Origin of the sequence: Actinokineospora baliensis, from assembly GCF_016907695.1 — a bacterium.
Taxonomy (GTDB): domain Bacteria; phylum Actinomycetota; class Actinomycetes; order Mycobacteriales; family Pseudonocardiaceae; genus Actinokineospora; species Actinokineospora baliensis.
Genome location: NZ_JAFBCK010000001.1, coordinates 6,432,641 through 6,459,127 on the forward strand (window position 1 = coordinate 6,432,641; position 26,487 = coordinate 6,459,127).

The 26,487-nt window shown below is 71.4% G+C and carries 21 protein-coding genes; 11 read left to right on the forward strand and 10 right to left on the reverse strand.

From position 1 onward, the window contains the following. Positions 1-58: 58 nt before the first annotated feature. Together JOD54_RS28565 and JOD54_RS28570 are read right to left on the reverse strand one after the other, a co-directional pair. On the reverse strand, positions 59-625 hold the full coding sequence (locus JOD54_RS28565; RefSeq protein ID WP_307860360.1) for a YbhB/YbcL family Raf kinase inhibitor-like protein: 567 nt from the start codon (positions 623-625) through the stop codon (positions 59-61). A gap of 178 nt (positions 626-803) precedes the next feature. After that, on the reverse strand, positions 804-6,338 hold the full coding sequence (locus JOD54_RS28570) for a LamG-like jellyroll fold domain-containing protein (protein WP_204455054.1): 5,535 nt from the start codon (positions 6,336-6,338) through the stop codon (positions 804-806). A gap of 430 nt (positions 6,339-6,768) precedes the next feature. On the opposite strand from JOD54_RS28570, the gene JOD54_RS28575 reads away from it, so the two are divergent. Continuing rightward, complete coding sequence (locus JOD54_RS28575) at positions 6,769-7,722, forward strand: Acg family FMN-binding oxidoreductase (protein WP_204455055.1); 954 nt, start codon at positions 6,769-6,771, stop codon at positions 7,720-7,722. A 15-nt stretch (positions 7,723-7,737) separates the two neighbouring features. Here the strand turns inward: JOD54_RS28575 and JOD54_RS28580 are convergent, their stop codons facing one another. Then, positions 7,738-8,586, reverse strand: a complete 849-nt coding sequence (locus JOD54_RS28580) for a universal stress protein (RefSeq protein WP_204455056.1) — start codon at positions 8,584-8,586, stop codon at positions 7,738-7,740. A gap of 112 nt (positions 8,587-8,698) precedes the next feature. Continuing rightward, positions 8,699-9,181 (reverse strand): FBP domain-containing protein, encoded by a 483-nt coding sequence (locus JOD54_RS28585; protein WP_204455057.1) that lies wholly within the window; start codon positions 9,179-9,181, stop codon positions 8,699-8,701. Between the two features lie 55 nt (positions 9,182-9,236). On the opposite strand from JOD54_RS28585, the gene JOD54_RS28590 reads away from it, so the two are divergent. Then, positions 9,237-9,809 (forward strand): TetR/AcrR family transcriptional regulator, encoded by a 573-nt coding sequence (locus tag JOD54_RS28590; RefSeq protein ID WP_204455058.1) that lies wholly within the window; start codon positions 9,237-9,239, stop codon positions 9,807-9,809. A gap of 20 nt (positions 9,810-9,829) precedes the next feature. On the opposite strand, the gene JOD54_RS28595 is transcribed toward JOD54_RS28590, so the two are convergent. Then, complete coding sequence (locus JOD54_RS28595; protein WP_204455059.1) at positions 9,830-11,143, reverse strand: SEL1-like repeat protein; 1,314 nt, start codon at positions 11,141-11,143, stop codon at positions 9,830-9,832. Between the two features lie 208 nt (positions 11,144-11,351). On the opposite strand from JOD54_RS28595, the gene JOD54_RS28600 reads away from it, so the two are divergent. The 3 genes from JOD54_RS28600 to JOD54_RS28610 are packed head-to-tail and all read left to right on the forward strand — an operon-like array spanning position 11,352 to position 14,216. Next, positions 11,352-13,178 (forward strand): S8 family serine peptidase, encoded by a 1,827-nt coding sequence (locus tag JOD54_RS28600; RefSeq protein ID WP_307860361.1) that lies wholly within the window; start codon positions 11,352-11,354, stop codon positions 13,176-13,178. 56 nt (positions 13,179-13,234) lie between these two features. Then, positions 13,235-13,879, forward strand: a complete 645-nt coding sequence (gene lexA / locus JOD54_RS28605; RefSeq protein ID WP_204455060.1) for a transcriptional repressor LexA — start codon at positions 13,235-13,237, stop codon at positions 13,877-13,879. A gap of 46 nt (positions 13,880-13,925) precedes the next feature. Next, positions 13,926-14,216: a PspA/IM30 family protein gene (locus JOD54_RS28610; protein WP_204455061.1), complete on the forward strand. Its 291-nt coding sequence runs from the start codon at positions 13,926-13,928 to the stop codon at positions 14,214-14,216. A gap of 91 nt (positions 14,217-14,307) precedes the next feature. On the opposite strand, the gene JOD54_RS28615 is transcribed toward JOD54_RS28610, so the two are convergent. Further along, positions 14,308-15,009 (reverse strand): zf-HC2 domain-containing protein, encoded by a 702-nt coding sequence (locus tag JOD54_RS28615; RefSeq protein ID WP_204455062.1) that lies wholly within the window; start codon positions 15,007-15,009, stop codon positions 14,308-14,310. 62 nt (positions 15,010-15,071) lie between these two features. Between JOD54_RS28615 and JOD54_RS28620 the strand changes: the two genes are divergently transcribed. From JOD54_RS28620 to JOD54_RS28635, 4 genes are all read left to right on the forward strand, one after another. Next, on the forward strand, positions 15,072-15,623 hold the full coding sequence (locus JOD54_RS28620; protein ID WP_307860363.1) for a sigma-70 family RNA polymerase sigma factor: 552 nt from the start codon (positions 15,072-15,074) through the stop codon (positions 15,621-15,623). Between the two features lie 78 nt (positions 15,624-15,701). Beyond that, positions 15,702-16,337: an ATP-binding cassette domain-containing protein gene (locus JOD54_RS28625; protein WP_204455063.1), complete on the forward strand. Its 636-nt coding sequence runs from the start codon at positions 15,702-15,704 to the stop codon at positions 16,335-16,337. A 1,140-nt stretch (positions 16,338-17,477) separates the two neighbouring features. Next, on the forward strand, positions 17,478-18,287 hold the full coding sequence (locus tag JOD54_RS28630; protein ID WP_204455064.1) for a metal ABC transporter permease: 810 nt from the start codon (positions 17,478-17,480) through the stop codon (positions 18,285-18,287). Next, a complete protein-coding gene (locus JOD54_RS28635; RefSeq protein WP_204455065.1) occupies positions 18,284-19,021 on the forward strand; it encodes a metal ABC transporter substrate-binding protein in 738 nt (245 codons plus the stop codon). The genes JOD54_RS28630 and JOD54_RS28635 overlap by 4 nt, the downstream gene beginning before the upstream one ends. Here JOD54_RS28635 and JOD54_RS28640 read toward each other — a convergent pair. Continuing rightward, the gene (locus JOD54_RS28640) at positions 19,005-20,627 is read right to left on the reverse strand and encodes a class I adenylate-forming enzyme family protein (RefSeq protein ID WP_307860364.1); all 1,623 of its coding nucleotides are present in this window, start codon (positions 20,625-20,627) and stop codon (positions 19,005-19,007) included. The two genes, JOD54_RS28635 and JOD54_RS28640, sit on opposite strands and share 17 nt — an antisense overlap. Beyond that, positions 20,612-22,162, reverse strand: a complete 1,551-nt coding sequence (locus JOD54_RS28645) for a CoA transferase (RefSeq protein ID WP_204455066.1) — start codon at positions 22,160-22,162, stop codon at positions 20,612-20,614. Before JOD54_RS28645 ends, JOD54_RS28640 begins: the two co-directional genes overlap by 16 nt. 56 nt (positions 22,163-22,218) lie before the next feature. Here JOD54_RS28645 and JOD54_RS28650 point away from each other — a divergent pair, with 56 nt between their 5' ends. Beyond that, entirely contained in the window at positions 22,219-23,307 is a 1,089-nt protein-coding gene (locus JOD54_RS28650) for an acyl-CoA dehydrogenase family protein (protein WP_204455067.1), read from the forward strand. On the opposite strand, the gene JOD54_RS28655 is transcribed toward JOD54_RS28650, so the two are convergent. Further along, positions 23,298-24,089 carry a hypothetical protein gene (locus JOD54_RS28655; RefSeq protein ID WP_204455068.1) on the reverse strand — a complete coding sequence of 264 codons (792 nt, stop codon included), beginning with the start codon at positions 24,087-24,089 and terminating at the stop codon, positions 23,298-23,300. The genes JOD54_RS28650 and JOD54_RS28655 overlap by 10 nt on opposite strands. Beyond that, on the reverse strand, positions 24,086-25,195 hold the full coding sequence (locus JOD54_RS28660; protein WP_204455069.1) for an MFS transporter: 1,110 nt from the start codon (positions 25,193-25,195) through the stop codon (positions 24,086-24,088). The genes JOD54_RS28655 and JOD54_RS28660 overlap by 4 nt, the downstream gene beginning before the upstream one ends. 728 nt (positions 25,196-25,923) lie before the next feature. Between JOD54_RS28660 and JOD54_RS28665 the strand changes: the two genes are divergently transcribed. Then, a complete protein-coding gene (locus tag JOD54_RS28665) occupies positions 25,924-26,466 on the forward strand; it encodes a GNAT family N-acetyltransferase (protein ID WP_204455070.1) in 543 nt (180 codons plus the stop codon). The last annotated feature ends 21 nt before the right edge of the window (positions 26,467-26,487 follow it).

Genomic DNA, 26,487 nt, shown 5'->3' on the forward strand with positions numbered 1-26,487 from the left:
ATCGATTGCGTGGCCGCGGAACAGGCCGGGGGCACCGGCCTGTTCCGCCGCGGTTGACTTAGGACTCGCCGCTGATCTTGGCCGAGCCGATGGAGGCCGCGGTGATGGCCCTGGCCGCGGTCTGGGTGGACGAGCTCGAGGTGAGGGTGGTCAGGGACGCCTTGTTGAGGGCGTGGACGACGAACTCGTAGGTGTTCACCGTCGAGGGCGAACACGGCCCCTGGTAGCCGTAGAGGCTGGCGCTGCCCCGGTAGTAGATCTGCCGGGATCCCGACGGGACCGGGGGCTGGTAGGAGTGCTGGACGTTCTGCGGCAGGGACGTCGCGCTCACCGGGATGTCGTAGATGACCCAGTGGATGAGGTTGGCGTTGTCGAGGTCGCGCATGACGATCGCGTAGCTCTTGGCCGCAGTGGGGGCACCGGACCAGGCCAGGGGCGGCGACTCGTTCTTCTTGGCGGGGTCGTTGCCGCCGCCGCTGGTGCACTCGTGGACCTTGGGGATGAGCCCGCCGTTGGTGAAGGCGGAACTGGACAGGGCGAACGCCGCGGGTGCGGCCGCGGCGGGTGACAGCCCCACGGCCCAGATGGCGAGCGCGGCGCACAGCACGATACGTGTGGTTCTCACTAGAGCTCCCGAGGAGACTTGTGGTTCATCGGTACACGTGCCGGGGCCTCCAGCGTAAGCCCCTCGGCCACACCCCACACCACACGGGAAATGCGCATCGCGGTCGAACTTCTCGATCCCAGAACAAAACGCGAGTGCCCGCCGGGGGTGAACCCGGCGGGCACTCGGGGAGAGCGGACTAGAACTGGGCCGTGGGCGGGAAAGTCGAGGCGGCTGCGGCGATCGCGGCCGCGACGACGGTGTAGTAGGTGTCGTTGGGTTGGCCCCCGGTGAGGTATCCGGAGCTGATCAGGTTGGGGTTGCCGGAATCGGCGACCGTGCCTGCGATGTCGATGACCTCGTCGGCGCCCTGGTCGGTGAAGTTGTTCAGCAGATCGGTGTTGACCTGCTGGCGGATGACCTCGCGCGGGTCGTTCGCGGCCAGGCCCAGTGCCGGGATGGTGGCCACGATGACGTGGTTGAGGCTGCCGTCGGTGCGCCGGACGTTGCGCAGCGCCTCGGCGTTGGCCTGGTGCATCACCTGGCGGAACCCGGCCAGGATGTCGTTCTTGCTCCGCCCCGCCAGCACGTCGTTGGCGCCCAGGGCGACGACGACGGTGCGCAGGTTGGGCTCACCGTAGACGTGCCGGTTGAGGCTCGTGGCCGCCTCGGTGAGCGACTGCGACGAGATGCCCGCGCGGGGACCGGTCACGGCGTTGCCCAGGTACAGGATGCCGACGTCGGTCGCGGTCGCGGCGCCCTGGAACAGCGACACCTCGCTGATGGACCCGTTGAAGTACCCGGACACCGCGCCACCGGCGGACTTCCCGGCGCCGATCACGAACGGCCCGGCACCGTCGACGACCACCCTGGGCCCGAACGCGACCTGGGCGCCGTTGACGTAGAGCCTCATCTCCCTGGTGGCGGCGTCGTAGGTGCCGACGAGGTGGGTCCAGGTGTTGAGCGCCGGGGCCGGTCCGACGACGAGCGCGGAAGCCCCGCCCGCCGGGTTGGTCAGCGCCCATGCGTTGTGCGGCTTGGAGTACAGCAGCTGCAGCGACCCGGTCGTGCTGTCGCCGCGGCTGAAGATCGTGGCCGACACCGCGGTCGACTCCAGCTTGGCCCACGCCGAGATGGTGTAGCTCTCGGTGGTCTTGATCGGGGTGCCGGAGATCGTGGCGTGACCGGTGCTGCCGTCGAAGTCCACCGCGCCACCGCGTTCGGTGGTGCGGGCGCTGGTCCCGACCAGCGTCCCGGTGAAGGAGCCGCTCGGGTCGTTGAGCGCGGTGCCGCTCGGCTCGTTCATCTGCCAGGTCGCCGTGGCGGCCAGACCGGCCCGGGAGGCGTTGACGATGCTGCCGGGCAACGGCATCCCGGCCGTGTCCAGCGCCCCGGGCAGCCGGTCCACCCAGGTCTTGTTGTGACCCGCGCTGATGTCGGTGCCCGCCGCGGCGGACTGCTGGTCGCCGAGGACGACGACGGTGCCGAGCGAGTTGTCCGATGTGGACACCTGGAGGCCGGACACCAGGTAGCTGCCGGTGGCCGCCGTCGCGAACCCGGTGCCGGACGCGGTGGCCGTGAGGTCACCGGAGCCGATGCGCACCGGCGCGGAAGGCCGCGAGTGCACCGGAACCCGGGTCAGCGCCGCCGAGTGGTACGCGCTGAAGACGAGGTTCCCGGTTCCGCCGGAGGGGAAGGCGACCGCGTCGCTGGTCACCTCACCGCCCGCGGGGATGGTCACCGACGCGCTCCCTCCGAAGAGGACAGCGGCGGGGGTGGCGACCGAGTCGACCCCGGTCCCCTGCTGGGCGCCAACGGACACCTTGTTCACGGTGACCGCACTGGTGTTGAGCGAGTTCGACAGGGTGACACGGACCTGCGACCCGGTCAGGCTCGGGTGCACGACGGTGCGCACCGTCTGGTTGGCGAAGCCGACGCCGCCCGGCGGGACGGACGTGGTGTCCGGCTGCGCCGACCAGGCACCCAGCCACCCGGCCTGCACCGGGCGCGGCGCCATGGCCAGCACGTGCAGCGCCGGGCCGCCGGTGCACCCCGGCACGAACGGCGTGCCGTAGTTGGGCAGGGTGACCGACTTCAGCGTCTTGGTCGGGTCGGTCGGGACGAAGATCGTGTACAGCCTCGGCTGCCCGCTGGTGGCGACCGCGGTGCCCAGGTTGAAGTGCGGCAGCACGACGTGCGCCGACTCCTTGGGGCCGAGGAACCAGTCCGGCACGGTCGGGAACTGCGGCCGGTCGACGGTGTTGTCCAGGTAGGTCACCGCACCGGAGCGCTGCGGGACCGAGTAGCAGGTGTCGACCACGAGCAGGCCGACCGCGCTGGCCTTGACCTGCTGCGCGACCGGCAGCGGGATCGTCTGGCCGTGGGCGATGACGTTGTCGTTGCCGTCGGCGCGGTGCGCTGGCATGACGAACGTCGCGCCGTCCACGGTGAACAAGGAACCGGGGGCCAAGCCCGCGGCGGCCATCGTCTGCGCGGAGATCGAAGCGGCGCCGTTGGTGTCGAGGTCGGCGGCGGTGCCCTCGGGGGCGATGCCGTTGTTGTTCATCGCCGAGGTGAAGTCCACCGCGGTCGCGGCGGCGAAGGCCACCGCGCCGAAGTAGTCGACGCCGACCTTGTAGCCGGTGGACGAGGCGTGCTTGCCAGCCACGGTGATCTTGAGCTTGTGCGTGCCAGCGGCCAGGTGCGCGCCGCCGAGCGGCACGTACGCGGTGCCCGCGGTGGCCTGGTAGCCGTCCCACGGCGTGTCATCGGTCTTGCCGAGCACGACGTCGTCGAGCTTGATGGTCACCTTGCCCTGCTGCGGGCCCTTGGCGAGGTTGATGCCCACTGCGTAGTCGGCCTCGACCGGGATCTTGAACGCCAGGTCGACCGACGCGCCGTTGGCGGTCGCGTCGAAGCCGAGCTGCGCGCCCTCGGACCAGTAGGCGCCGCCGCCCGCCTGGTTCTGCCTGGCCACGGTCATCGACTGGCCGGGGGGCTGGGTCGGGGTGACCTGGCTGGGCTGCTCGGCCTCGAACCGGCCGGTCGGGGTGAGCAGCAGGTAGTCGACGCCCGCGTGGTAGCGCTGACCGGTGGTGAAGCCGTTGGTCCCGGTGACGGTCACCGTCAGCGTGTGCGCGCCCGCGGTCAGCCGTCTGCTGCCCAGCGGGACGTGGCGGGTCCGCACGACCCACTCGAACAGCTCGAACGAGCCGACCGGGCCGTTGAGCGAGGGCTGTCCGACGGCTTGCCCGTCGATCGCGTACGACACCTGCCCGTAGTCCATGGACCGGGTGACACCGAGGCCGAGGTCGTAGTCCTGCTCGGCGCCGACGGTGAAGCCCAGGGTGAACGACTGGTTGGCCGCGGTGCCGTAGAAGTGCACCTGGGCGCCGTTGGACCAGGTCACGCCGCAGCAGCTGGACTGGTTGACGATGGTCACGCCCTGCCCGCCTGGCTGCGAGACGGTCATCGACTCGGCCTCGAGCTTGGTCGGCGAGAGCAGCGTCGACGGCGCGACGTAGAACTCGTACGCCTGGGTCTCCGCCGAGAGCTTGTGCGAGCGGTCGAAGCTGCGCACGTGCAGGGTGTGGTAGCCGGGCGAGAGGCCCACGGGGATGCGGATGGTCGCCGACGACCCGGAGACCCAGCCGCCGGTGAGGCCGAAGACCTTGTCGAAGTCGCAGTCGGTCGGGCCGGGCAGGACCTCGGTGCCCGGGCCGTTGAAGGTGTAGGTGAAGCCCTCGACCTCGCCGCCGGCGCTACCGGGGTCGCTCACCGAGATCGACCCGGGGGCGTTGGTCGGGGCACCCCAGGCACCCTTGGGGTAGTCGGGGCTCGGCTTGACCACCGGGGTCAGCAGCGGTGTCGACCGGACGTTGAAGTCCAAGACCGGCGAGTAGTCCGGTCCCCACAGGTTGCGGCCGGGGTCGCCGGGGTACTGGCTGAGCGCACCGACCCGGTAGCGGTAGTCGCCGTCGGGCAGGGTGGGGGTGGTCCAGGTCCCCGTCGTCCCCGAGGCGATCACCACGGCGTTGTTGGAGTTCGCCACCAGTGCGTTGGTGATGCGGTTGAAGATCTCGTAGCGCAGGATCACCGGCAGCGTCGGGTTGTTGTTGTCGGTCGCCGTGGCCTGCAGGGTCGGGGTCTGGGTGGCCACCGTCGCGCTGTAGGGCCAGCACTGACCGGCAGCGGGGATGACCAGGCCGCCCGGCTGGTTGGGGCGGTAGCTGAACTCGGCGACCAGCTTCGGCGCCGCGGCACCGGCAGTGGCGAACTTCTTCCACTGCAGCTGCTGGTTCTCGTCCTGGGCGGCGAGGGCCACGGTGATGTCGTTCCAGCCGCCGTTGGCCGCGGTCTGCACGAAGTCCTTGACCGGGGCCGCGTCGAACACGACGCCACCGGCACCGCCGCACTGGTCGCCCGCGCCGGAGGACTTGGTGTCCAGCAGGGCGGTCAGACCGGGGTTGTTCCAGGTCATGCCGGAGAAGATCGGACCGGTGCTCCACAAGCGAACCGGCTCGGCGGTGCACAGGTGCGCGCCGTGGGTCTGGGTGGTGTACACCCCAGCGGTCCAGACCACCGCGGCCCAGCCGGAGCGGGGCTTGATGGGCTCGGTGTTCAAGCGGAAGTACGACCGCGCGGTGGTCAGCGCGCCGCACGCGCCGCCGCCGTTGTAGCAGCGGCCGACCTGGGCGTCCATGTTGGCGTTGAAGTAGCTGTAGCCGTTCGCGGTCGTCTCGCCCCACGCGAGCTGGTTGCCGGTCAGCGAGGGGTCCACGTAGACCGGGTACTTCACGCCCGCGCGGGTCAGCGCCGCGGTGTCGGGGACCACGGTGACCTCGGCGCCACGCACGGCTTTCTTGCCCGCCGCGGCGGGCTGCTCGACGGCGATCTCGCGGGCGGTGACGGCGACCTTGTCCACCCGGGCTGCCTTGGGGTCCGCCGCGGTCGGGGCCGGGTCGGTCGCCTTGGGACGCGCGGAGTCCCACATGGTCGGCGTGGAGCCGGAGAACACGGCCTTGCCGTCGGCGTCGACGGCCGATAGCGCACCGTCCACACCGGTGCGCACGGACAGGCCGGTGGACCTGGCGGTGACCTTCACCTGGCGCAGCGCCGGGTTGGCGGCGGCCTCGGCGTTGTGCACCACGAGGACCTGCTGGTAGCTCAGCGGGGAGGCGGTCAGGACGAGGTCGACCCCGGGCAGCACCTCCGGGTAGGTCGCGGTGGAACCCTCGACCCTCGGCGCGGGCAGCGGGGTCGACCAGTGCAGCGCGACCTGGCCCTGGGGGGACTTCAGGGTGACGTACGGCGCGGTGCCGCCACCGGAGAACGAGACGTCGAGCGGGGCGGCCGCGGGGGTCAGGGTCCCGTCGGCGGCCGCGCGCAGCGCGGCGTCCACGGGCTGCCACTTGCCGCCGCGCTTGACCCGCTGCGGGGCGGCGCTGGACTCGTAGACGAACCGGCCGTCCGGTTTCACCAGGACCTGGCTGGTCTCGGTGGTCGCGTCGGCCACCGCGACGGGCTGGCCGGTGGCTTTGGCCTTGGCGAAGGCGTCCTGCTCCGCGCCGGTCAACGCGCTCTTCTCGGCGGGCGCGGGCTTCGCGGACGGCGCCGCGGTGGCGGTCGTGGTGAGACCGGTCACCGCGAGGGCGGCGACCAGCAGGACCTGCCCGGTCCGCGCGGCGGCGCGGACGAACAGATCTCGAGTGGGCGTGCGAGAACTTCGGCGCATGTGAAACCCCCAGGAATCGGCGCGGACAACGGGACCATAGCTGCCGGATCCGCGCCGGGGAAGTGCCTGGCGAAGTTTTGGCCGTCGAGGGTTCTCCGGCTGTTGACGATCGTCTGGAGACCATGTTTCCCCTGCTCATGGCCTACATCGCCGAACGCGCACCCGCACCGCTACGCCGAACGTCCTACACGGCGGACGCCTGAATGCCGCCTTTATCACAATGTTCATCGCACCCACAGCGGCAATTCCGACTCGCCGATCACCAGCCGTTCTCGGGTCTGCCAATTCGCAACACGGTATTCCGGGATATCGCTTGTCGGCAACACGCGAGCGGGCGGACACCAAGGTCCCCGGTGCGCGGGACCTAGCTCCCTGGTCGGCGGGGCGGCGCGGGCGAACCCTGGGGTGACTGGCGAAAGAGGACGGTGCGATGGCCGCGGTGTTCCCGGACGACGAGACGATGATGACCGCCCTGCGGTTGGCGTGCTGCGCGCCGTCGGTGCACAACACCCAGCCGTGGCGGTGGCGGGTGGGGCCGTCGTCGGTCCACCTGCACGCCGACCCGACCCGGCGGTTGCCCGCGACCGACCCGGACGGCCGGGACCTGGTGATCAGCTGCGGCGCGGCGCTGCACCACCTGGTCACCGCGTTGGCCGCGTTCGGGTGGCGGTCGCGGGTGCACCGCGCGCCCGACCCCGCTGATCCCACGCGACTGGCCACAGTGGAACTCGCGTACGCGGCACCGGTCCACGCGGATGTCCTTGCCGCATCGGCCATCACGCGCAGGCGCAGCGACCGGCGCGCCTACGCGGACTGGCCGGTGGGCGACGCGCAGTTGCGCGAGCTGATCCGCGCGGCGGCGGAATCGGGCGTGCGGGCGCGGGTGGTGACAGGCCCCGCGCTGTCGCGGCTCGCCGAGTTGACCAAGCTGGCGGATTCGCCCGCTCGACGCGATGAGTTGGCGCGGTGGTCGGGCAGGCGCGCTGGGTCCCCCGACGGCGTCCCGGCGGCGAACGCGACTCGCGAGGTCCGGTACGGCGACCTGATCATGCGGCGGTTCTCCTCCCCCGGGCTGCCGTCGCCGCCCGGGGGCCCGGGGACACTTCTGTTGCTGGGGACGGAATCCGACGATGTCGGGTCGAGGTTGCGCGCGGGTGAGGCCACCAGCGCGTTGTCGTTGGCGGCGACGGCGCTACGGCTCGCGTCGTGCCCGATCACGCGGTCGCTGGAGACAGCCGAGTCGCGGGAACGGGTGCGCGTCGAGGTGCTGGGGGAAGAACTGGTGCCGCAGGTGGTGTTCCGGGTCGGCAGGCCCGCGGCGGGGGCGGGTGCGGTGCCGCGGACGCCGCGCCGACCACTGGCCGAGGTGCTCGACCCGAGCTGAAGTGCCCGGCCGGGGTCAGCGGACCACGGCGACCGGGCACGGACTGTGCCGGATCAGGGCCTGGCTGGTCGACCCGAGGAGCAGTCCGGCGAAACCGCCCCTGCCCCGGGACCCGACCACCACCAGTTCGGCGTCCGCCGCCTGCTCGATCAGCAGCCGGGTGGGGCGGGACCGGGCGACGACCAGGTCGACCGGGACGTCGGGGAACTTGGTGCGCCAGGGGTGCACGCGGTCGGCGAGCAGGTCACTGGCCTGTGTGGACAGTTGACCCCAGTCGAGTGCCGCGTACCCGGCAGTGTGCGCGGCGTCGAGGACGGTGTCGCTCCACGCGTGGGTGGCGACGACGGTGCGGTCCCCGCCCGCCGCGTACTCGAAGGCGAACGTGAGGACGGCGTCATCGGTCGGTCCACCGTCGATGCCGACGACGATGCGCGGCGCCCGAGTTTCGCCGCGCACCACCACGACCGGGCAGGCGCCGTGGGCCGACAGCGCCACGGCGGTTGAACCGAGCAGCATGCCGGAGAAGCCACCGAGCCCGCGTGAGCCGAGCACCAGCAGCGCGGCTTCCTCGCTCGCCACGCGCAGTTCGGCCACTACATCGCCCTCGATCGCGGCGGTGCGCACAACCAGGTCCGGCACGACCGCGGCGCGGGCGTCGGCGAGGGTGGTGTGGGCTTGGTCCCGCAACCCCGCCAGCAACTGGGGGCCGGTGGCCGCCGACTCCGGGAAACCGGTGATGGGCCACGGGTAGACGGTGACGATCCGCAGCCAGGTGTTCCTGCGCCGGGCCTCGGCCGCCGCCCAGACCACCGCTTCCCGCGCGGACTCGGATCCGTCGACGGCGACCAAGACGGGGTGGTTCATACCGCACTCCTGTTCACTGTGGACGATGACGTGCGTCAACCCGACGCTAGCGGCGCGGGTGCGGTGGGCGCCGCCGTCCGAGGTCCCAGTCCGACCGGGACCTTGGGCCGGTCTACTCGCGGACGCGGTGCAGGAAGCCCGCCAGGTTGGCGGTGGTGCGGTCGACCTTCTCGGCCAGGGTGAGGGATTCGTGCAGGCGGCCGCCGGGTTCGGTCTGCTTCTTGCCGCGCAGGTAGAGGGAGCAGGCGAGGTCGGTGCAGATGTAGGTGCCGACGGAACTGGCGGATTGGGGGGACTTGCGGGCGGTCATGAGGGAGACGCCCGCGCCGGGGTGGGTGGTCAGGCACAGCGAGCACATGCTCCGCCGGACCGCGTTCGCCTGCGGCGCCACGCGCAGGGCCACGCCGACGAGCTCACCGCCGGACTCGGCGACGAGGTAGGCGCGCTCACGGGAGGCGGGGTCGCGCCAACCCAGGAAGTCGAGGTCCGGCCAGGGCCGTTCGGCCAGGTCGCGCGGGACGGCCAGGCGCTTGGCCTCGCCCTTGGTGCAGTTGACGAAGCAGCCGCGGAGGGCGTTCTCGGTTATCGGCAGCATAGGTAGTATCCTAATACTCCTAGGCAACTGATTAACCGACTTAGGTGGAGAGCGCATGGCGCGAGCCGGGGTGACGGTCGAGCGGCTGACGGTGGCGGCGGCGGACCTGGCCGACGAGGTCAGCCTGGAGAACGTGACCGTCTCCACCCTGGCGCGGCGGTTCGGGGTGCGCGACGCGAGCCTGTACTCGCACATCAAGAACGCCCGCGACCTGCGGACGAAGGTCGCCGTGCTGGCGTTGACCGAGCTCGCCGACCGGGTGGCGGAGGCGTTGGCGGGCCGGTCGGGCAAGGACGCCCTGATCGCCTTCGGCACCGCCTACCGCGACTACGCCCTGAACCACCCCGGCCGCTACGCCGCCGCCCAACTCGACCTGCCCGACGAGCCCGCCGCAGTCGCCGCCGGGACCAGGCACTCCACCATGACCCGAGCCCTCCTGCGCGGCTACCCCCTCCCCGAACCCACCCAAACCGACGCGATCCGCCTCCTCCACAGCACCTTCCACGGCTACGCCACCCTCGAAGCCAGCGGCCGCTTCCGCCACACCCCCCGCGCCACGGACGCGTCGTGGACCGCCACCCTCACCGCCCTCGACACCCTCCTGCGCAACTGGCCCACGCAGGGGTAGGCCCGACCCGGCGGGAGTGGCTAGGGGAAGGGGTGTGCGGGGGCGGCGTTGAGGGCGGCGGCGATCCGGGTCCAGAGGCCGCGGAGGTCTTGGGGGGTCGCGGGGTCTGCGGCGTAGTGGTCGGCGTGGGCGAGCACGTCCTGGAGCTGCTCGGGGGTGAAGATCGGGAAGAACTCCCACCTGTCTTCGGTGTTGTCGGCGGTGGGGATGGCGGAGTCACGGCGGTGGTGGAGTTCTCGGGTGATGAGGGTGAGCCTGAGGGCGTACTCGCGGAGGGTGAGGTCAGCCCGCGGTTGGTCGGCGAACCCGGCCAGGAGCGCGGTCAGCCAGTCGTAGTCTTGGACCGCGAGGGTGATGGTGTAGCTGAACCGCAGGGTGCTGACCCGGCCTTCCCGTTTCTGCAGTGCCCACACCGGGGCCAGGTCCTCTGGTTTGGGCACTCGGCCGGTGACGAGCTTCCCGGCGAATTCGCGGAGATTGCCCTTGCCGATGTTCTGGTAGTACTCGAACGCGACCGCGGGCAGGGTGACCGACGTGGGGTGCAGTGCGGTGAAGTGCTTCAGCAGTGCGATCTGCTCTTGGTCGGCGAGGACTCCCCATTCTCCGTGCGGGCCACCACTGGTTTCGGAGAGCTCACCGAGGCAATACGCGATCGCCATGGGCTCACTTCCATTCCAGTCATCTTCCACCCACCGGTCGAAATCGGATTTCCGCGGCATCGGTTTCCTCTCACTCGGTGCCCGCCGACCGAACTCCTTGCGGCCCGCCAGGTTGCCGAGGCCGAGTTCGAGCCGTTCGCGGAGGCCGTCGCGGCGTGAGCGGGCGGCGGCGAGACCGGCGTCGGCGGCTTTCGAGTACCACTTGAGCGCCTCGCCGGGGTTGCCGTAGTGGTCTTCGTGGACCTGGCCGAGGTAGAGCGCGCCGATGGGGCTGCCCAGGTGCGCTGCCCTGGTGTACCAGCGCATCGCGGCCTCGACGTCCAACGCGGTCGGGTCGATGTCGGCGCCGGTCAGCGCGGCGTGCAGCCTGCCCTCGATGAACAGGCCGAAGCGGGCCATCGCGTCGGCGTGGCCCGCGCGCGCCGCCGCGTACAGCAACTCCCTGATCTCGGGAAAGGGGACCTCGTCCGCCCAGTCCATTTCCAGCCTGCACGCGGTCTCGAAGAACTCCCGCGCCTGCTCCGGGCTGATCTCGGGCACCTCGTACGGCGCGGAACGACCGGGTTCGGTGAAGTGGTAGTTGTGGACGCCGCCGGTGACGGTTCCGGCGAGGACGACATTTCCGGAGATCACCGCACCGGAGGCGATCTCGTTGTGGAACTGGGTCCCGCCCATTCCACCACCCCGCCCCGGCGCGTTCCGACCAGCACCGATGCTACTCGGCCGCTCAATCCACGGACGGGGTGTTCACCCCACGACTGCGCCGAGCGGGTGACGGCGACAGGCATTCCGGTGAACCGCCGATGATCACCGGTGGCGCAATCCCGCGATTCCTACCCTGCTGGCAGGAGACGGATCGGGGAGGTTCGTAGTGCGCGCAGTGGTGGCGCTTTCGGTTGCGATGGTGGCGTTGTCGGCCGGGGTGGTGCCCGCCGAAGCCGAGGGGAGCACCGGTGACTACCTCGTCGTGCTCAAGGAGGGCCACTCCCCCACCAGGTACGCGGGCACGGCGCAGCGGACCTTCCGCGAGGCGCTGAACGGGTTCTCGGCCGAGTTGACCGCGCGGCAGGCCCGCGAGCTCGCGGCGGACCCGGCGGTGGCCCACGTCCAGCCGAACCGGGTCATCCGGGCCGACACCACGCAGACCAGTCCGCCGTCGTGGGGGTTGGACCGGATCGACCAGCGCGGCGGCGAACTCGACAGCGGCTACACCTACGGCACCACCGCCGCGAACGTCACCGCCTACATCGTCGACACCGGGATCTACACCGCCAACAACGACTTCGGCGGCCGCGCGGTGTGGGGCACCAACACCAGCGGCGACGGCCAGGACGCGGACTGCCACGGTCACGGCACGCACGTCGCGGGCACCGTCGGCGGCACCGACCACGGCGTGGCCAAGGGCGTGCGGCTGGTCGCGGTGAAGGTCCTCGACTGCGCGGGCGACGGCACCACCGAGACGGTCGTCGCCGGGATCGACTGGGTGATCGCGCACCACACCTCCGGGCCCGCGGTGGCCAACTTCAGCCTGGGCGGTGACCCGGACCCGGTGCTCGACGCCGCGATCCGGCGGCTGATCGCCGACGGGGTGACCACCGCCGTGTCGGCGGGCAACGACAACGGCGACGCCTGCGCGCAGTCGCCCGCGCGCACAGCCGAGGCGATCACCGTGGCGTCCTCCAGCGAGGGCGACGCGCGGTCGTCGTACTCCAACACCGGCACCTGCGTCGACCTGTTCGCGCCGGGTGAGTCGATCACCTCGGCGTGGAAGGGCTACCCGATGGCGACGAACACGCTCAGCGGCACCTCGATGGCCGCGCCGCACGTCACGGGTGCGGCCGCGCTGCTGCTCGCCGTGGACCCGGCCACCCCTCCCGCGCAGATCGCCGCACACATCCTGGTTGAGGCGACGCCGAACAAGGTGACCAACGCGGGCACGGGGACGCCCAACCGGCTGCTCATCGTCGGCACCGGCAGCAGGCCCGGCTACCCGATCGTGCCCAACCCCGGCTACCGCGCGCAGCGGACCGGGACGCCGATGACCATCCAGATGACGGCGACCGGCGGCACCGCCCCGTACACCTGGTCGGCGACCGGTCTGCCCACCGGCACCGGCATCAACGCGACCACCGGGCTGATCTCCGGCACACCGACGCAGACCCTGGTCAACAGCCCGATCACCGTCTCGGCGAAGGACGGGGCGAACCGGACCACGACCGTGCGGTTCGACGCCACGGTCGTCCCGCCGAACTGGACCTGCCCCAGCGGCGGCCAGAAGTTCCTCAACCCCGGCTTCGAGAACGGCAGCACCGACTGGTGGTCGGCCGGCTACTACATCGACCGCTACACCGGCGCCGAGGCCCCGCGCACCGGCTCGTGGGCGGCGAAGGTCCCCACGTTCGGGTCACTGGGCAACCAGATCACCCAAACGGTCACCATCCCGCGCGAGTGCGCCTGGTCGACGCTCACCTTCTGGGCCAAGGTCACCAACAACGCCACACCCGACACCTGGGACCGCCTCATCGTCAAGACCGACGACCGGGAACTGGCCGTGATCCCGGCCAAGGGCGCGCCTGCGGGCTACAAGCAGTACACGGTGGACCTGTCCGCCTTCGCGGGCAAAACCACCCGCCTCTGGTTCAACGGCTGGGGCGACACATCCAACGTGGCCAACTTCATCCTCGACGACATGGCGGTCAACGCCCGCTGACCGACGGTGGCGGGCGGGGCCTCCGGGTGTCCGGGGCCGGTCACTATCATCGTGCGGTGATCGTCGACGACGAGTTCTTCGTGGAGGCTGCTGGGTTGCCGCCTCGGCAGCAGCAGATCTTGGGGGCCATTCGGGACTGGGTGGTGCGGCACGGCTACTCCCCCAGCACCCGGGAGATCGGCGAAGCCGTGGGGTTGCGGTCGGCTTCGGCGGTGTCGCGGCATCTGGCGAGCTTGGAGGACAAGGGGTTCCTGCGGCGCGGGACCTCGGTGTCGCGGCCGATCGATGTGCGGGCGTTCCTGGGGACGGTGGAGCGGGAGTCCGACGGGTCGGTGAGTGTGCCGGTGGTGGGCGACATCGCCGCGGGGGTGCCGATCACCGCGGACGAGCACGTCGACGACGTGTTGACGCTGTCGCGGGAGTTCACCGGGCGGGGGACGGTGTTCGCGCTGCGGGTGCGGGGTGACTCCATGGTGGACGCGGCGATCTGCGACGGCGACGTCGTGGTGGTGCGGCAGGGGCCGGAGGCGCACTCGGGCCAGGTGGTCGCGGCGATGATCGACGACGAGGCCACCGTGAAGGTGTACCGGCGGCGCGGCGGGCACGTGTACCTGGAGCCGCGCAACCCCGCGTACGAGGTGATCGACGGGGACAACGCGGTGATCCTGGGCACCGTCGTGTCCGTGCTGCGCACCATCTGACGCGCCTATGCTGGGAAGGGCCCGGACCCACGGAGGGACACCCCAGATGAGCGCACCCCAGGGCGACGACCCGACCGTCGTGGACGCCGAGATCGTCGAGACCACACCGGTCGTCGAGCCCGCTGCCGCGCCGTACTCGGAGTCCGGCGTGCCGAGCTTCGACTACGTGCGCGAGCGCATCGAGACCCGCGCCGCGACCGCCACCGGGTCGACCGAGTTGGCGGGGATCGGCGGCACGGGCCCGGACGTGAAGTCTCTCGACGAGCAGTTGGCCGAGCGCGAGGAAGCCGGGCGGGCGCGGCTCGCCGAGATCCGCCGGGCGATGGGCAAAGACTGACCGCCCCTGGCGCGCGGAGGCGCCAGGGGCGGCTCAGGGACACCGAGTCAGTGGGTGGAGAGGGACCGATCCCGGCGTGTCTATGGGGTTCCTAGGCGGCTTCCGCGGTGGGGCGGAGGTGGCCCCTGCGGCGCTTGGGCGCGTGAACCGGGTCTGGGATGTCGCTGCTGCCCACGGAGTCGTCGTCTTCGCCGACCAGCGCGGGGGTCTGCGGCGTGGGCTTGTCCTTGGTGAGCCGAGCGACGAGGTACAGCAGGGCGAGACCAGCCAGCAACGGCAGATGCGACGCGACTCTGGCGAAGGTAGCCGTGCCTTGCGCCAGGTCGTGGATGGACAGCGCCACCAAGAGGGCCACGAACCCGGTCAGGGTGGGGAGCAGTCCCGACGCTCTCGTCACGCGGACCGCCGCGACGAGCAGGCCGATGCCGAGCGCGAGGTTCCAAGCGGCGCCTTCGTTGAACAGGTGACCCGAGAGGCCGTGGTCGCCGTGGGCCGACGGCGTGAGCAGCTGGGCCAGGGCGATCCAGAACTGGACCAGCGCCACGACGGCCAGGGCGAGCCTGGGGATGAGCGCCGCGGGCCGGGGTCGGACCGCGAGCGCGGCGACCACCAGGTCCGGCGGCTGCTCGGCGGGGCGGACCCGGATCGCCCTGGTGAGGGCTTGGGCTCGGACCTGCCACGCGGTGCACGCGGGACACTGCGCCAGGTGCGCGTCGGTCTCGGCGGCGGGTGCGGGTTCGGCCTCGCCGTCGAGGCGGGCCGAGAGCGCTTCACGGCAGGTTGAGCAGTCCACGTCCCAATAGTCGCGCCATTGGGCATACGGGTTCCCGACGGGTGTGGTTACGATCCGGATTCGTGACCACACCCGATGACGAGGTGACCCGCTGGGCGCTGCGCGCGCGGACCGGCGACCGCGACGCCCTGGAGCGGTTCGTCCGCGCCACCCAGCGCGACGTGTGGCGCTTCGTCGCCCACCTCGCCGGGGTCGCGGTCGCCGACGACCTGGCGCAGGAGACCTACGCCCGCGCGCTGGGCAGCCTGCGCGGGTTCGCCGGTCGGTCCTCGGCCCGCACCTGGCTGCTGGTGATCGCCCGCCGCGTGGTGGTCGACCAGGTCCGGATGGCCCGCTCCCGCCCGCGCCTGGCCGGTGGGGTCGGCTGGGAGGCCGAAGCCGACCGGCACGCGGCGCCGTCGGGCTTCGAGGGTGCGGTGGAGCTGAACCTGCTGCTGGACGCCCTCGACCCGGACCGGCGTGAGGCGCTGGTGCTGACCCAGGTCCTCGGCCTGCCCTACGCCGAGGCCGCCGACGTCGTGGGCTGCCCGGTCGGCACCATCCGCTCCCGGGTGGCCCGCGCCCGCGACGACCTGATCCGCGCCGTGGACGACCAGGCCACCGAAGCGGGCTGAACTCCCGGGAACTAACGCGATCGGGTGACCGACTCCTGATCGGGTGCGCCGCGCGGTGTGCCCGGACGGGAGGAGCCGGTGACCGCGTTGCCCGTGCGGCTGACCGGGGTGAGCTGCCGCTACGGTTCGCACACCGCCGTGCGCTCGGCCGACCTCGACGTCCCCGCGGGGCAGCGGGTCGCGCTGGTCGGGACGAACGGCTCGGGGAAGTCGACGCTGCTGCGCGCGGTGCTGGGGTTCCAGCCGATCACCGCGGGCGTGGTGGCGGTCGGCGGGTCGGTCGCCAAGACGGCATCGCAGTGGCGCGCGCGGCGGGCGGCCGTGGGGTGGGTGCCGCAACTGCGCTCCAGCGGGCGGTTCCCGTTGCTGCTGGACGAGTTGCTGGCCAGCGGAGGCGACCTGGCGGCGGCCCGCGTGGCCGCGGATCGGTTGGGGCTGGGCGGTTTGGGCGGCCGCGGGGTGCACACGTTGTCGGGCGGTCAGGTGCAGCGGGCGTGGCTGGCGCGCGCGGTCGGCTGCGTGGCGGCCGGGGCGGGGGTGTTGCTGGCCGATGAGCCGACCGCGGCACTGGACTTCGCGGGTCAGGAGGAGGCGGCGGAGGTGTTGGCCGGGCTGCCGGTGACGGTGGTGGTGGCCACGCACGACCGGGCGGTGGTGCGGGTGTGCGACCGGGTGGTGGAGATGGCGGCGGGGGAACTGCGGGAGGCCCGGTGATGTGTGATCTGAGCAGCCCCCGATATACAGCTTACCGGGGACAGGCGACAAAACGGGGGCGGCGAGGGGGTGGCTGTGGACAACTCGGGAACGTTCGCGGGAGAGGGGGAAATCGACGCCTCGGATTCCCCACGCCGCCGCAGCGCAGCCCCGAGTTGTCCACAGCCGACGGTTCACCAGCCCCGTTCTGTCGGTGCTTGCCGGTAGGCTGTGTATTGGGGGCTGCTCAGATCGGCCCGCTTCAATTCGAACGCGGAAGAAAGCTCTCACGCCCCAGCCAACCGGAAGGTCCTGGCTGCCCGGAACGGGTTCACCGGCGGGCACTGGCGGTGCCGCTGACCTGCCCGACGGAACTGAGCAGCCCCCGATATACAGCTTACCGGGAAGCACCGACAGAACGGGGTGGCCGACCAGTCGGGTGTGGACAACTCGGAAACGTTCACGGGCGCCGCTTCGGACTTTCGGGACCACCGCAACACGGCTCCGAATTGTCCACAGGCGACGGTTCACGCACCTCGTTCTGTCGCCTGTCTCCGGTAAGCTGTATATCGGGGGCTGCTCAGATCGGCCCGTCTGGAATCGTTGAGGGGAAGCGACTTTCAGAGCCCAGCCGAGGCTCCTCCTGCCCGGAACGGGCTCACCGGTCGGCGCCAACAAGTCGGCTGCAGCAGCGGCAAGGCTGCTCGACGGAATTGAGCAGCCCCCGATATACAGCTTACCGGGATGCACCGGCAGAACGGGGCGAGCGGAAAGCTGGCTGTGGACAACTCTGGTGTGGGTGCGCGGGAGGAGAACCGCGCCACGACGAAGGTGAGACAGCAACCGCGCAGGAAAGAGACGCGAGAGACGCTTGCCAGCACGATAAACCAAGGCGAGCTGAAATGAGCAGCCCCCAATACACAGCCTACCGGCAAGCACCGACGGAACGGGGCGGGCGAACAGATGGCTGTGGACAACTCAGGTGTGGCGCACTACACCGCAGCGGGGGTGAGGCAGCCACTGCGCGGGAACGGGCTGCGGAGGCGGAAGAACCAAGGTGAGCCGAATTGAGCAGCCCCCAATACACAGCCTACCGGGGAGCGCCGACAGAACTGGGTGTGCGGGCAGGCCGCTGTGGACAACTCGAGAGGGGGGTTGGGTGTGAGTGATCTGGCGGAGTTGTTGGGGTTGGCGGCGGTGCAGCGGGCGGGGTTGGGGTTGGTGTTGGGGGCCATCGCGCTGCCGCCGGTGGGGGTGGTGATCGTGGGGCTCGACATCTACCCGGTGCGGTTCGCGATCATGCATGTCGCCCTGTTGGGGGCGGCGGTCGGGATGTTGACGGGGACTGATCCGGTGTTGTGGGCGTTGGGGTTGTGCGCGGCGGCGGGGGGTGGGTTGGCGCCGTTCGCGACGCGGCCGGGTGGGTTGAGCGGGGCCATGGGGTTGTTGATGAGCTTGGCGATCGCGGTGGCGTTGCTGGTGCTGTCGGTGTCGGGGGTTAATGCCAACGGGGCGTTCGAGCTGTTGTGGGGGTCGATCCTGTCGACCCGGGTGGTGGACCTCTGGGTGTTGGGGGTGCTCGCGGTGGGGGTGCCCGCGCTCTTCTGGTGGCGGCGGCACGACCTGGCGTTGTTGTTGCACGACCGGGAGTTGGCGGTCGCCTCGGGGGTTCGGGCCGGGCCGTTGACGGTGGCGCTGCTGGTCGTGGTGGCGGTGGCCATCGCGGGGGCGGTCAAGTTGACGGGGGCGTTGTTGGTGGACGCGTTGACCCTGTTGCCCGCGTTGGCGGCGCGGCGGATCGGGCGGGGGTTGACCGGGATGGTGGTCGCGTCGGTGGTCATCGGGTTGGGGGTGGCGGTGGTGGGGTTGTCGCTGGCCCTGGTGCTGGACCAGCCGCCCGGGCCGATCTTGGTGTTGGTGGCCGGGGTGGTGGCTCTGCTCGCCCAGGCCGTGAGGAGAGGAGAAGCGTGAAGCTCGGGATCGTGGTGCTCGGCGCCGTACTCGCGTTGAGCGCGTGCGGGCAAGCCAAGGGAACCGACAACGCGGTGCAGGGGAAGAAGGTGGTGGCGGCCACCGCCTGGGAGGGGGCGTTGGCCAAGGCGGCCGGGGCGGGCGAGGTGAAGGTGATCGTCCCGGCTTCCGTGGTGCACGCGGCCGATTACGACCCGAAGCCCTCGGACCTGGTAGCGGTCGGGGAAGCGGATCTGGTGCTGTACGCGGAGTTCGAGGGTTTCGCGGGCAAGCTCAAGGAGGCCGCGGGCGGTGACGCCCGGGTCGAGCCGGTGGTGTTGGACAACAAGCCGGACGTCGTGCGGTCCGAGGTGCGGCGCCTTGCGGACCTGTTGGGCACCAAACAGGCGGCCGAGGCGTGGATCACCGAGTTCGACCGGACGATCACCGGGATCTCCGGCAAGCGCGGGGGCCGGGTCGTCAGCCAGGCGTTCGTGGCGTATATGGCGGAGATCACCGGTCTTGAGGTGGTCGGCACGTACGGGCCGCAGCCGATCACCCCGGCCCAGGTCGCCGACCTGACCGCCGCGAAGCCGGACCTGGTGCTGGACAACGCGCACATGCCCACCAGCGGCGGCGTCCTGCCCGACGCGGGCGCCAAGCAGGTCGAGATCGTGAACTACCCGGGACCGGACCTCGACCTGCTGCGGGTCTACACCACCAACGCCGAGCGGATCGTCACCGCGCTCGGCTAGCGATCAACTCCTGGACCGCCCGCCGGTCGACCTTGCCAGCCGGGCCAAGCGGCAGTTCCCCGAGCACGACCACGCGCTCGGGGAACTTGCGCGGCTCAAGCCCCTGCGCCGCCAGGTGCGCCGTAACCTCCGCCAACGACAGGTCCCGTTCCGCGACAACGCAAGCGCACAACCGTTCACCCAGAACGGGGTCCGACACGGGCACGCAGACGACGTCCCGGATCGCCGGGTGCGTGGCCAGCAGCCCCTCCACCTCGGCCGGGCTGATGTTGAGGCCGCCGCGGATGATGATGTCCTTGCGGCGACCCACCACGTGCAGGTGCCCGTCCGCGTCGAAGTGCCCGAGGTCGCCTGTGCAAACCGACCCGTCCGGGAGACGGTAGCGGGCGTTGAGCTCGGGCGCGCCGACGTAGCACATCGGGCTCATCGGTCCTAAAGAGACGATCTCCCCCACTTCGCCTGCCGCCACCGGACGCAGGTCATCGTCCACAATGGAGATATGTGCGACCTCGGGGTTCGGCCGCCCGGCGCTGTCGGGCACACCGTCGACGGCGGTGTGGCAGTTGACGCCGTCCGCGGAGCCGTAGACGTTGACCACCGCGCACCCCAACGACTCCCGGACCCGCCCCGCGGTCACCGCGTCCAGCGCCGCGCCGCCGAGGGCGACGACGCGCAAGCTGGAGGTGTCCCGCTGAGCCCCGCTGTCGGTGATCATGCGGAACATCGTCGGCACCGCCAACACATGCGTCGGCCGGTCCCGCACGATGGCGGCCAGTGCGGTGTCGACGTCGAACCGGGGCCGCAGGACCAGGGTGGCGCCGTGGGTGGCCAGCGTGACCGCGGTGCCGTTGCTGCCGTAGGACGAAGCGAGCGGCACCATGACGTAGACGCGCGGCGAGGGCGTGTCGCCCAGCAGCGCCGCCATGAACCGGCCCCGACCGCCGACGAGCGCGTTGTGCGAGTACAGCACCATTTTCGGCTCGGCCTCGGAGCCGGAGGTGACCAGGATCCGCGCCGGGCCGTCCGGGTCGGGAGTCGCCTGCTCGAACCGCGCCGGATCCCCGCGCAGCAACGCCGACACCGGAACGCAGCCCGCCGTCTCACCACCGACCTCGATGACCGTGCGCAGGTGGGGGAGATCCCCCAGCATCGCCCGAGTTCGCTCCGCACAAGGGTAATCGCCGTGGGACGTTGGAGTGACCACGGCGACGGCTCGCGATCTGCTCAGCAGGCTCCAAGCCTCCCGGTCGCCCCGCCCGACCGGGTACGGCAACGCGATCGCCCCCACCGCCGCGATGGCCAGGTCGAACGCGCAGGCCAGTCTTTCGTTCGGTAACTGGACGGCGACCACGTCGTGTTCGCCGACCCCAAGCCCGGTAAGCCCAACGGCCAGGCGCCGCACCAGAACATCCAAGTCCGCATAGGAAATCGCGCCATCCGCGTCGAGGATGGCTGTGCGGCCGGGGTTCGCGATGGCGTGAGCGCGGAACAGCGAGTAGATGTCTTGGTCGCGGTAGATGCCTTGCGCGGCCCAGGATCGGCGGAGTTCCTGCGGGACGAGGTCGTGCAGCGTCTGGTCGGCGGCGAGCTTCACTGGAACCTCCACGGTGCGGTCAGTGCGGGCGAACCGTGCTCGTCACGGCTCAGGACGGCGGCGAACGCGGGGTCTACAAGCAGATCAGTGAGGTCGGTGACCACGGGCACGCCCCCGACCTGGCCGTCCACCGGTCGGCGAAACCCGACCGGTCGGCGGCCGGATACGCCCCGGCTGAGCGCGGTCGCCGCGCCGAGCAGGCTGCTGCGCACCGACACCCCGCGACCGGTGGCGCGGCGGGCCAGCAGGCCGACGAGGGTCGCCTCGGCGCCGATGAGACCGCCGAGGACGTCGACCAGGGTCATCATCGACGGAGCGGCGACCTCGTCGAGCGGGCGCACCAGGTCGGCGAGGCCGGTGCGGGCCTGGACCATGAAGTCGGTCCCGATCGGCAGGTCGTCCTCCGGCGCGTCGGCCCAGCCGGAGGTGTGCACGTGGACGGTGCCCGGTAGGTCTGCGGCGGTCAGGCCCCAGCGTTCGGCGTTGCCGGGCGCCCAGTTGTGCAGGAAGACGTCAGCCGCCCGCACCTGGTCGCGCAGGCGTTGCCGTTCGTTCGGGTCCTTGAGGTCGACCTCGACGGCTTCCTTGCCCCGGTTCAGCGCCAGCCAGCGCGCGGAGAGCCCGCCCGTCGTGGGGGGCATGCCGCGCAACGGATCCCCGTCCGGCGGCTCGACCCGGACCACGCGGGCGCCGAGCAACCGCAGCAGGTTCGCCGCCATGGGCGCTTGAATGCGCCGACCCGCCTCCCACACCGTCTCCAAGCCGACACCGGGCGCCGGATCGGGCAGAGGCGTGACCTGCCAAGGATGTCCGCCCTCGGGTAAGTCGGCCGGATGGCGCAGCGTGGTCAGGCCCGCGCCGCTGGCCCGCGCCGCCGCCCGCACCTGGTCGAAGGTCGCTGCCCGGCTGGTCTCGTAGAGTTCGACGGGCAGCGGGGCGGTCGCGGTGGCGTAGCGGAACTGGAACGGCCGCCACCCGACGCCGATGGCGCGGACCGGAGCTCCCAGCGCGGTCCAGAACGCGCCCCACATCTCGGGGACCAGCGCCTCGAGCTCGTAGCGGACCCCGTCGGCCGTGGTGAACGGCGGCCCACCGGGCAGAAACTCCTCCCCCGCGGCCGCGATGTACTGCGAAACGGTCAGCAGCGCCGCTTCGGCCACGCTCGTCTCGACGACGTGTTCCCCGAGCGGTTCCCGCAGAACACCGGCGAGCAGGCCCGTCACCGCGAGCACACCCGCCGCCGTGCCGCAGTGGTCCACGCCCAGGCCGCGCGGTGACCCGGTACTGCGGCCGTGGACGTGCATCACCCCGCAGGCCGCCTGGACCGTGGCCTCGTCGCGCAGCCCCGGTACGGCGACCGGGCCCGCCCAGTCGACCCGCACGACGTGCCGACCTCCCGGGACGTCGAGGACGGCCTCAGCGGCCAGGTCGGTCGCCCCGCCGTCGACGACCTCCAACCCGAGGTGGGCGAGGTGGTCGCGCAGCACGGTTGCGGTGGCTCCGGAGCCGGACACGGAGACCTTGGCGTCGAGGAGGGTTCCCGTCATGCCCCACTGGTCGCACGGGCGTCGCCGTCGGTTCCCGTGGTGGTGTGATGTGCCGTGTGAACCGAGAGACCGTGCGCGCGTTCGTCGACCGGGTGGTGATCCCCGCGGAGGCCGAGTTGGACACCGGGCTCGACCTTCGCGGGGAGGCGAAGGCCGCGGGCCTGTGGGCGCTGCCGCTGCCCGCGGACCTGGGCGGGGGCGGGATGCCGCTGGCCCGGTACCTGGAGTTGGCGGAGGACGAGGGCCGCAGCGACTACGGACCCGCTGTGCTCGGGTCCGCCAGTTTGCTCACCGCGCGCATGCTGGCCGCGCACGCGACCTCGGAATTGCGCGAAGCCGTGTTGCGGCCGTTGGTCTCGGGTGAGCTGGTCTCGGCGTACGCGATGACCGAGCCGGGCGTGGCGGGATCGGACCCGAGCCTGCTGCGCACCACAGCCCGCCAGCGGCCGGACGGAGCGTGGATCATTGACGGCCGCAAGTGGTTCACCAGCGACGCGGCCCGCGCGGACCTGGTGCTGGTGGTCGTTCGCACCGGCGAGGAGCTCTCCCTCTTCGCTGTGCCAACGGGTTCTCCGGGGTTCCGGGTCGAGCGGGAGCTGGACGTCCTCGGCGCGGGCGGGCAGTACGAGATCAGCTTCACCGGTGTGCGCGTACCCGAGGGCAACCTGGTGGGGCCGGTGGGCCAAGGCTTGCGGTTGGCGGGCGAGCGGTTGGCGCTGGGGCGGACGCTGCGGGCGTTGCGGTGGGTTGGTCAGGCGCAACGGTGTTTGGAGATGTTGGGCGCGCGGGCCGGAAGTCGTGCACTGGGCGACGGGGTACTCGCCTCGTACCAACTGGTGCAACGGCTGGCTTTCGAGGCAGAGCTGTCGGTCCGGTCGGCGCGGCTGCTCGCGGGTGAGGCGGCCCGGTTGGTGGCGGCGGGTGAACAGGCGGCGGTGGAGGTGAGCCTGGCGAAGACAGCGGCGGCGCGTGCGCTGGAAACGGCGGTGGACGCGGCGATCCAGGTGCACGGGGCGGAGGGCCTGATGGCGGCGTCGGGGTTGCCGCGGATGCTGCGGGTCGCCAGGTCAGCCCGGATCCTGGACGGGGCGGACGAACTCCACATCACCACCACCGGACGGCGGCTGCTCCGGGGTTACCACTGATCCGCTGACGTGAGGCCGGTGAGCAGGGCGGCGGCGAGGGCGGTGAAGAACTCTGCCCAGATGACGCGTAGGCCGGTTCGGCCGTCGTATTCGGAGGTGCCCTTCGCGGCTTCACGCAACAGGCGTTCGCCTAGGGGGTGGTTGGCCTTGATCAGGGCCGCGGCCGCGATGGCGTTGGCACCCGCGTCGTCGGATGGGGTTGACCAGGGGGCGAGGAGGTCGTCGTTGAGCATGTCTCCGTCCACTGCGGACAGCAGTAGCCAGGCCGCCCCTCTGTTCCAGCCGGGGATTCCCTGGGCGAGATGGGTTTCCAGGTGGCGTCGAGCGATGTCGACGTGACCGTGGGCTCTGAGGAGGGGGACGACACCCACGGCGCCGTCGGGGCGGATCGGCGGGCCGTCGGGAGCGAGGGCGGTTCCCCAGGGGATGGCGCCCAGTCGGTCGTCGAAAGCTTGGGCGAGGTTGTTGGCCACGGCGGCTGTGGTGGATTGAGGTGGGTGCAGGCCGAGGCGCTCGCCCGCGCTGCCGTACCAGAAGATCAGCCCTCGGCACACGGTGTCCGCGTCGGCCCAGAGGTCTAGGCGGTGGCGGACGGGCGCGGGGTCGCCGTCCGGGCACAGCGCCAGCAGGCCTGCCCAGAAACCGCCGGTCCAGGAGCCGCGTGCGGTGGTGCGCCAATGGTCTTGGTCGGCATAGAGGGGGAATCGTTGCCCTACAGTGGCTTCGAGCTCATCGACCCGGTTCCAGAGGTCCCGCAAGATCGCCTCAGCCCAGTCGGTCACGTCGCGCTCCGGGTGATCACGAACGCCACCCCAGCCGCGACGAGGAACGCCGCCCCGACGCAAGCCCACAGCCAGGGGTACCCGGGAACCAGGCCGGTCAGCGGTGGTCCCAGGGCGAATCCGCCGAAGAACCCGGCCGAGACCACGGCGGCTGCCCGGCCCGCCGATGCGGGTGGGACAGCGCGCATCACCGCCACCATCGACACCGCGTTGCCGGACACCGCGAACACACCCACCCCCACCGCACCGACCCACACGAGCCACGGCGCGGCTTCAGCCACCGCCACCACCGCGATCGACAGCGCGGCACCCAACGCCAGCAGCGGAAGCACCGACGCTGGGTCCTTCGCCCGCCCGGCGGCCCCGCTCCACAGCACGCGCCCCGCGATCCCGAGCACACCCATGACCGCGATCAACCACGCCGCGACCGGTGCCGACAGGCCGAGGCTCACGCCGTAGAGGGCGAAGTAGGTGTTCACGGACGCGAGCCCGAAACCCAGCGCCAGCGAGAAAGCGGCCAACTTGACCACCCGCGAACCCACGCTCCCGCCACCCTTCGGCGGCACGTGCGGCACCGGCATCCTGGCCGCGGGTACCACCACCAGGCACAGCAGCGCGAGTGCGGCGACACCCCATCTCCAGTCCACAAAGGACGCGACGGCGGCGAGCGGCACACCGGCGACGAACGCGCCCACCTGCACGCCGGATTGCTTCCACCCCGTGACCGCGCCGCGCTGCCCCGGCTCGACCGTGGCGAGGATGACTTTGTTGGTGGCCGGGTTCGCCAACGCTTGCGGCACACCGCCGAGCGCAACCCCCACCGCGACCACCCAAGCCGACGGCGCCACCGCGATGACCCCCAACACCCCAGCACCGACCACGAACAGCCCGACGAGGCTGCGCCCCGCCCCCACCCGGTCGACCAGCGAGCCCGCGGGCAACGACAGCAGCGCCGCCACCCCGAACCCACCGGCCACGAGCGCGCCCAGGTGCCACTGCGCCAACCCGAACTCCGCCACCAGCACCGGCCCGAGCGCCCCAAGCACGAACAACGGCAGCATCGACACGGCCATCGCCACCGTGCACACCACAGTCACCCTCGTCATCACATGCCCATCCCAGCAGACCACCGCCCCGCGCCTCTACGGCAGCCCAAGGGAGGACCACCGACGGCCAGGCACCCCGCTAATACCAGACCACGGTCACCTTCGTCGTCACCCACCTCATCCCAGCAGGCCGCGACGCGCCTCCACGGCGACCCGACGGAGGGCCACCTGACCACAGCCGACCGGCTTGGCACGCGCTCCACCTACCGGCACAGCCATCGCGGCCGCGCACACCACAGTCCCTCGTGCTCACACCCATCCCAGCGGGCCGCCGCCACACCGACACGGTGACCCGATGGGGACTACCACCCGAGCGCGACGGGCAGCTAGGCACGCACCCACAACCATCCCGACCGTGCACACCACAATCACCCGCGTTCTCACGCACCCATCCCAGTAGACCACCGCCACGCGCCGATACAGCGGCGGCCGAGGGCGTGGTGGGCCGGAGACCGGGTGCTGGGGGTTGTTGGCTGGGGAAGCAGTGTCGGCCACGGCAGTGGCGGAGCCGCGGAGGCGGCGCCCCGGTGAGGCTCAACGAACTGGCCGAGCCAACGGCGTGGCACGCGCCCTACCGGAACTGCATCGCCACCGCGCACACGGCGGTCACACTCGTCCTCACGGACCCATCCCAGCAGACCACCGCGACGTGCCAATGCGGTGGTGCACCACCGCCACCCTCATCCCCACCCCAGCAGAGCGCCGCCACTCACGAATACAGTGGCCCGATGGGGGTCTACCACTTGGCCGCAGCCGACGCCGATGATCTGGCGCGGGCCGGTGAGCAGCTGCACGCGCTCTACCGGCGGTGTTTCGCCGAGCCGCCCTGGGCCGAGACCGAGGAGCAGGTCGCCAAGCAGCCGGAGCGGTTTGTGCAGCACCTCGCCGAGCCGGGGGCGCACGGTCTCCTCGCCGCCCTCGGCGGAGTGGTCGTGGGGTCGATCTACGGCTGGCCCACCGCGCCGGGCAGGCCGGACACGCCGTTTTACGAGCGGATCTTCGGCGGGGTAGAGCCCACCGCCCGTCCCCTGCTGGGCCCGCCCGCGCTGGAGGTGGTCGAGCTCATGGTCGACCCGGCGCACCGCGGGCACGGGCTGGGGCGCGACCTGCTCGCCCGCTTCATCACCGGGTATCCGCGGGCGTGGCTGTGCACCCACGCCGAGGCGCCTGCCCGGCGGCTCTACGACGCGTCGGGTTGGTCGGTGGTCGGCTCGTTCACCTCGACCGCGGGGGCACCCCAGGTGGTCTACCTGAGCTGTACTTTCGGCTGATCCGCGCAGGTCAGGCGGCTC

Coding starts and splice junctions, on each gene's coding strand:
- JOD54_RS28660 (WP_204455069.1), bottom strand. CDS start 25,195: ATGACGAGGGTGACTGTGGTGTGCACGGTGGCGATGGCCGTGTCGATG.
- JOD54_RS28585 (WP_204455057.1), bottom strand. CDS start 9,181: ATGCTGCCGATAACCGAGAACGCCCTCCGCGGCTGCTTCGTCAACTGC.
- JOD54_RS28595 (WP_204455059.1), bottom strand. CDS start 11,143: ATGGGCGGGACCCAGTTCCACAACGAGATCGCCTCCGGTGCGGTGATC.
- JOD54_RS28575 (WP_204455055.1), top strand. CDS start 6,769: ATGGCCGCGGTGTTCCCGGACGACGAGACGATGATGACCGCCCTGCGG.
- JOD54_RS28570 (WP_204455054.1), bottom strand. CDS start 6,338: ATGCGCCGAAGTTCTCGCACGCCCACTCGAGATCTGTTCGTCCGCGCC.
- JOD54_RS28665 (WP_204455070.1), top strand. CDS start 25,924: ATGGGGGTCTACCACTTGGCCGCAGCCGACGCCGATGATCTGGCGCGG.
- JOD54_RS28590 (WP_204455058.1), top strand. CDS start 9,237: ATGGCGCGAGCCGGGGTGACGGTCGAGCGGCTGACGGTGGCGGCGGCG.
- JOD54_RS28610 (WP_204455061.1), top strand. CDS start 13,926: ATGAGCGCACCCCAGGGCGACGACCCGACCGTCGTGGACGCCGAGATC.
- JOD54_RS28580 (WP_204455056.1), bottom strand. CDS start 8,586: ATGAACCACCCCGTCTTGGTCGCCGTCGACGGATCCGAGTCCGCGCGG.
- JOD54_RS28645 (WP_204455066.1), bottom strand. CDS start 22,162: ATGACGGGAACCCTCCTCGACGCCAAGGTCTCCGTGTCCGGCTCCGGA.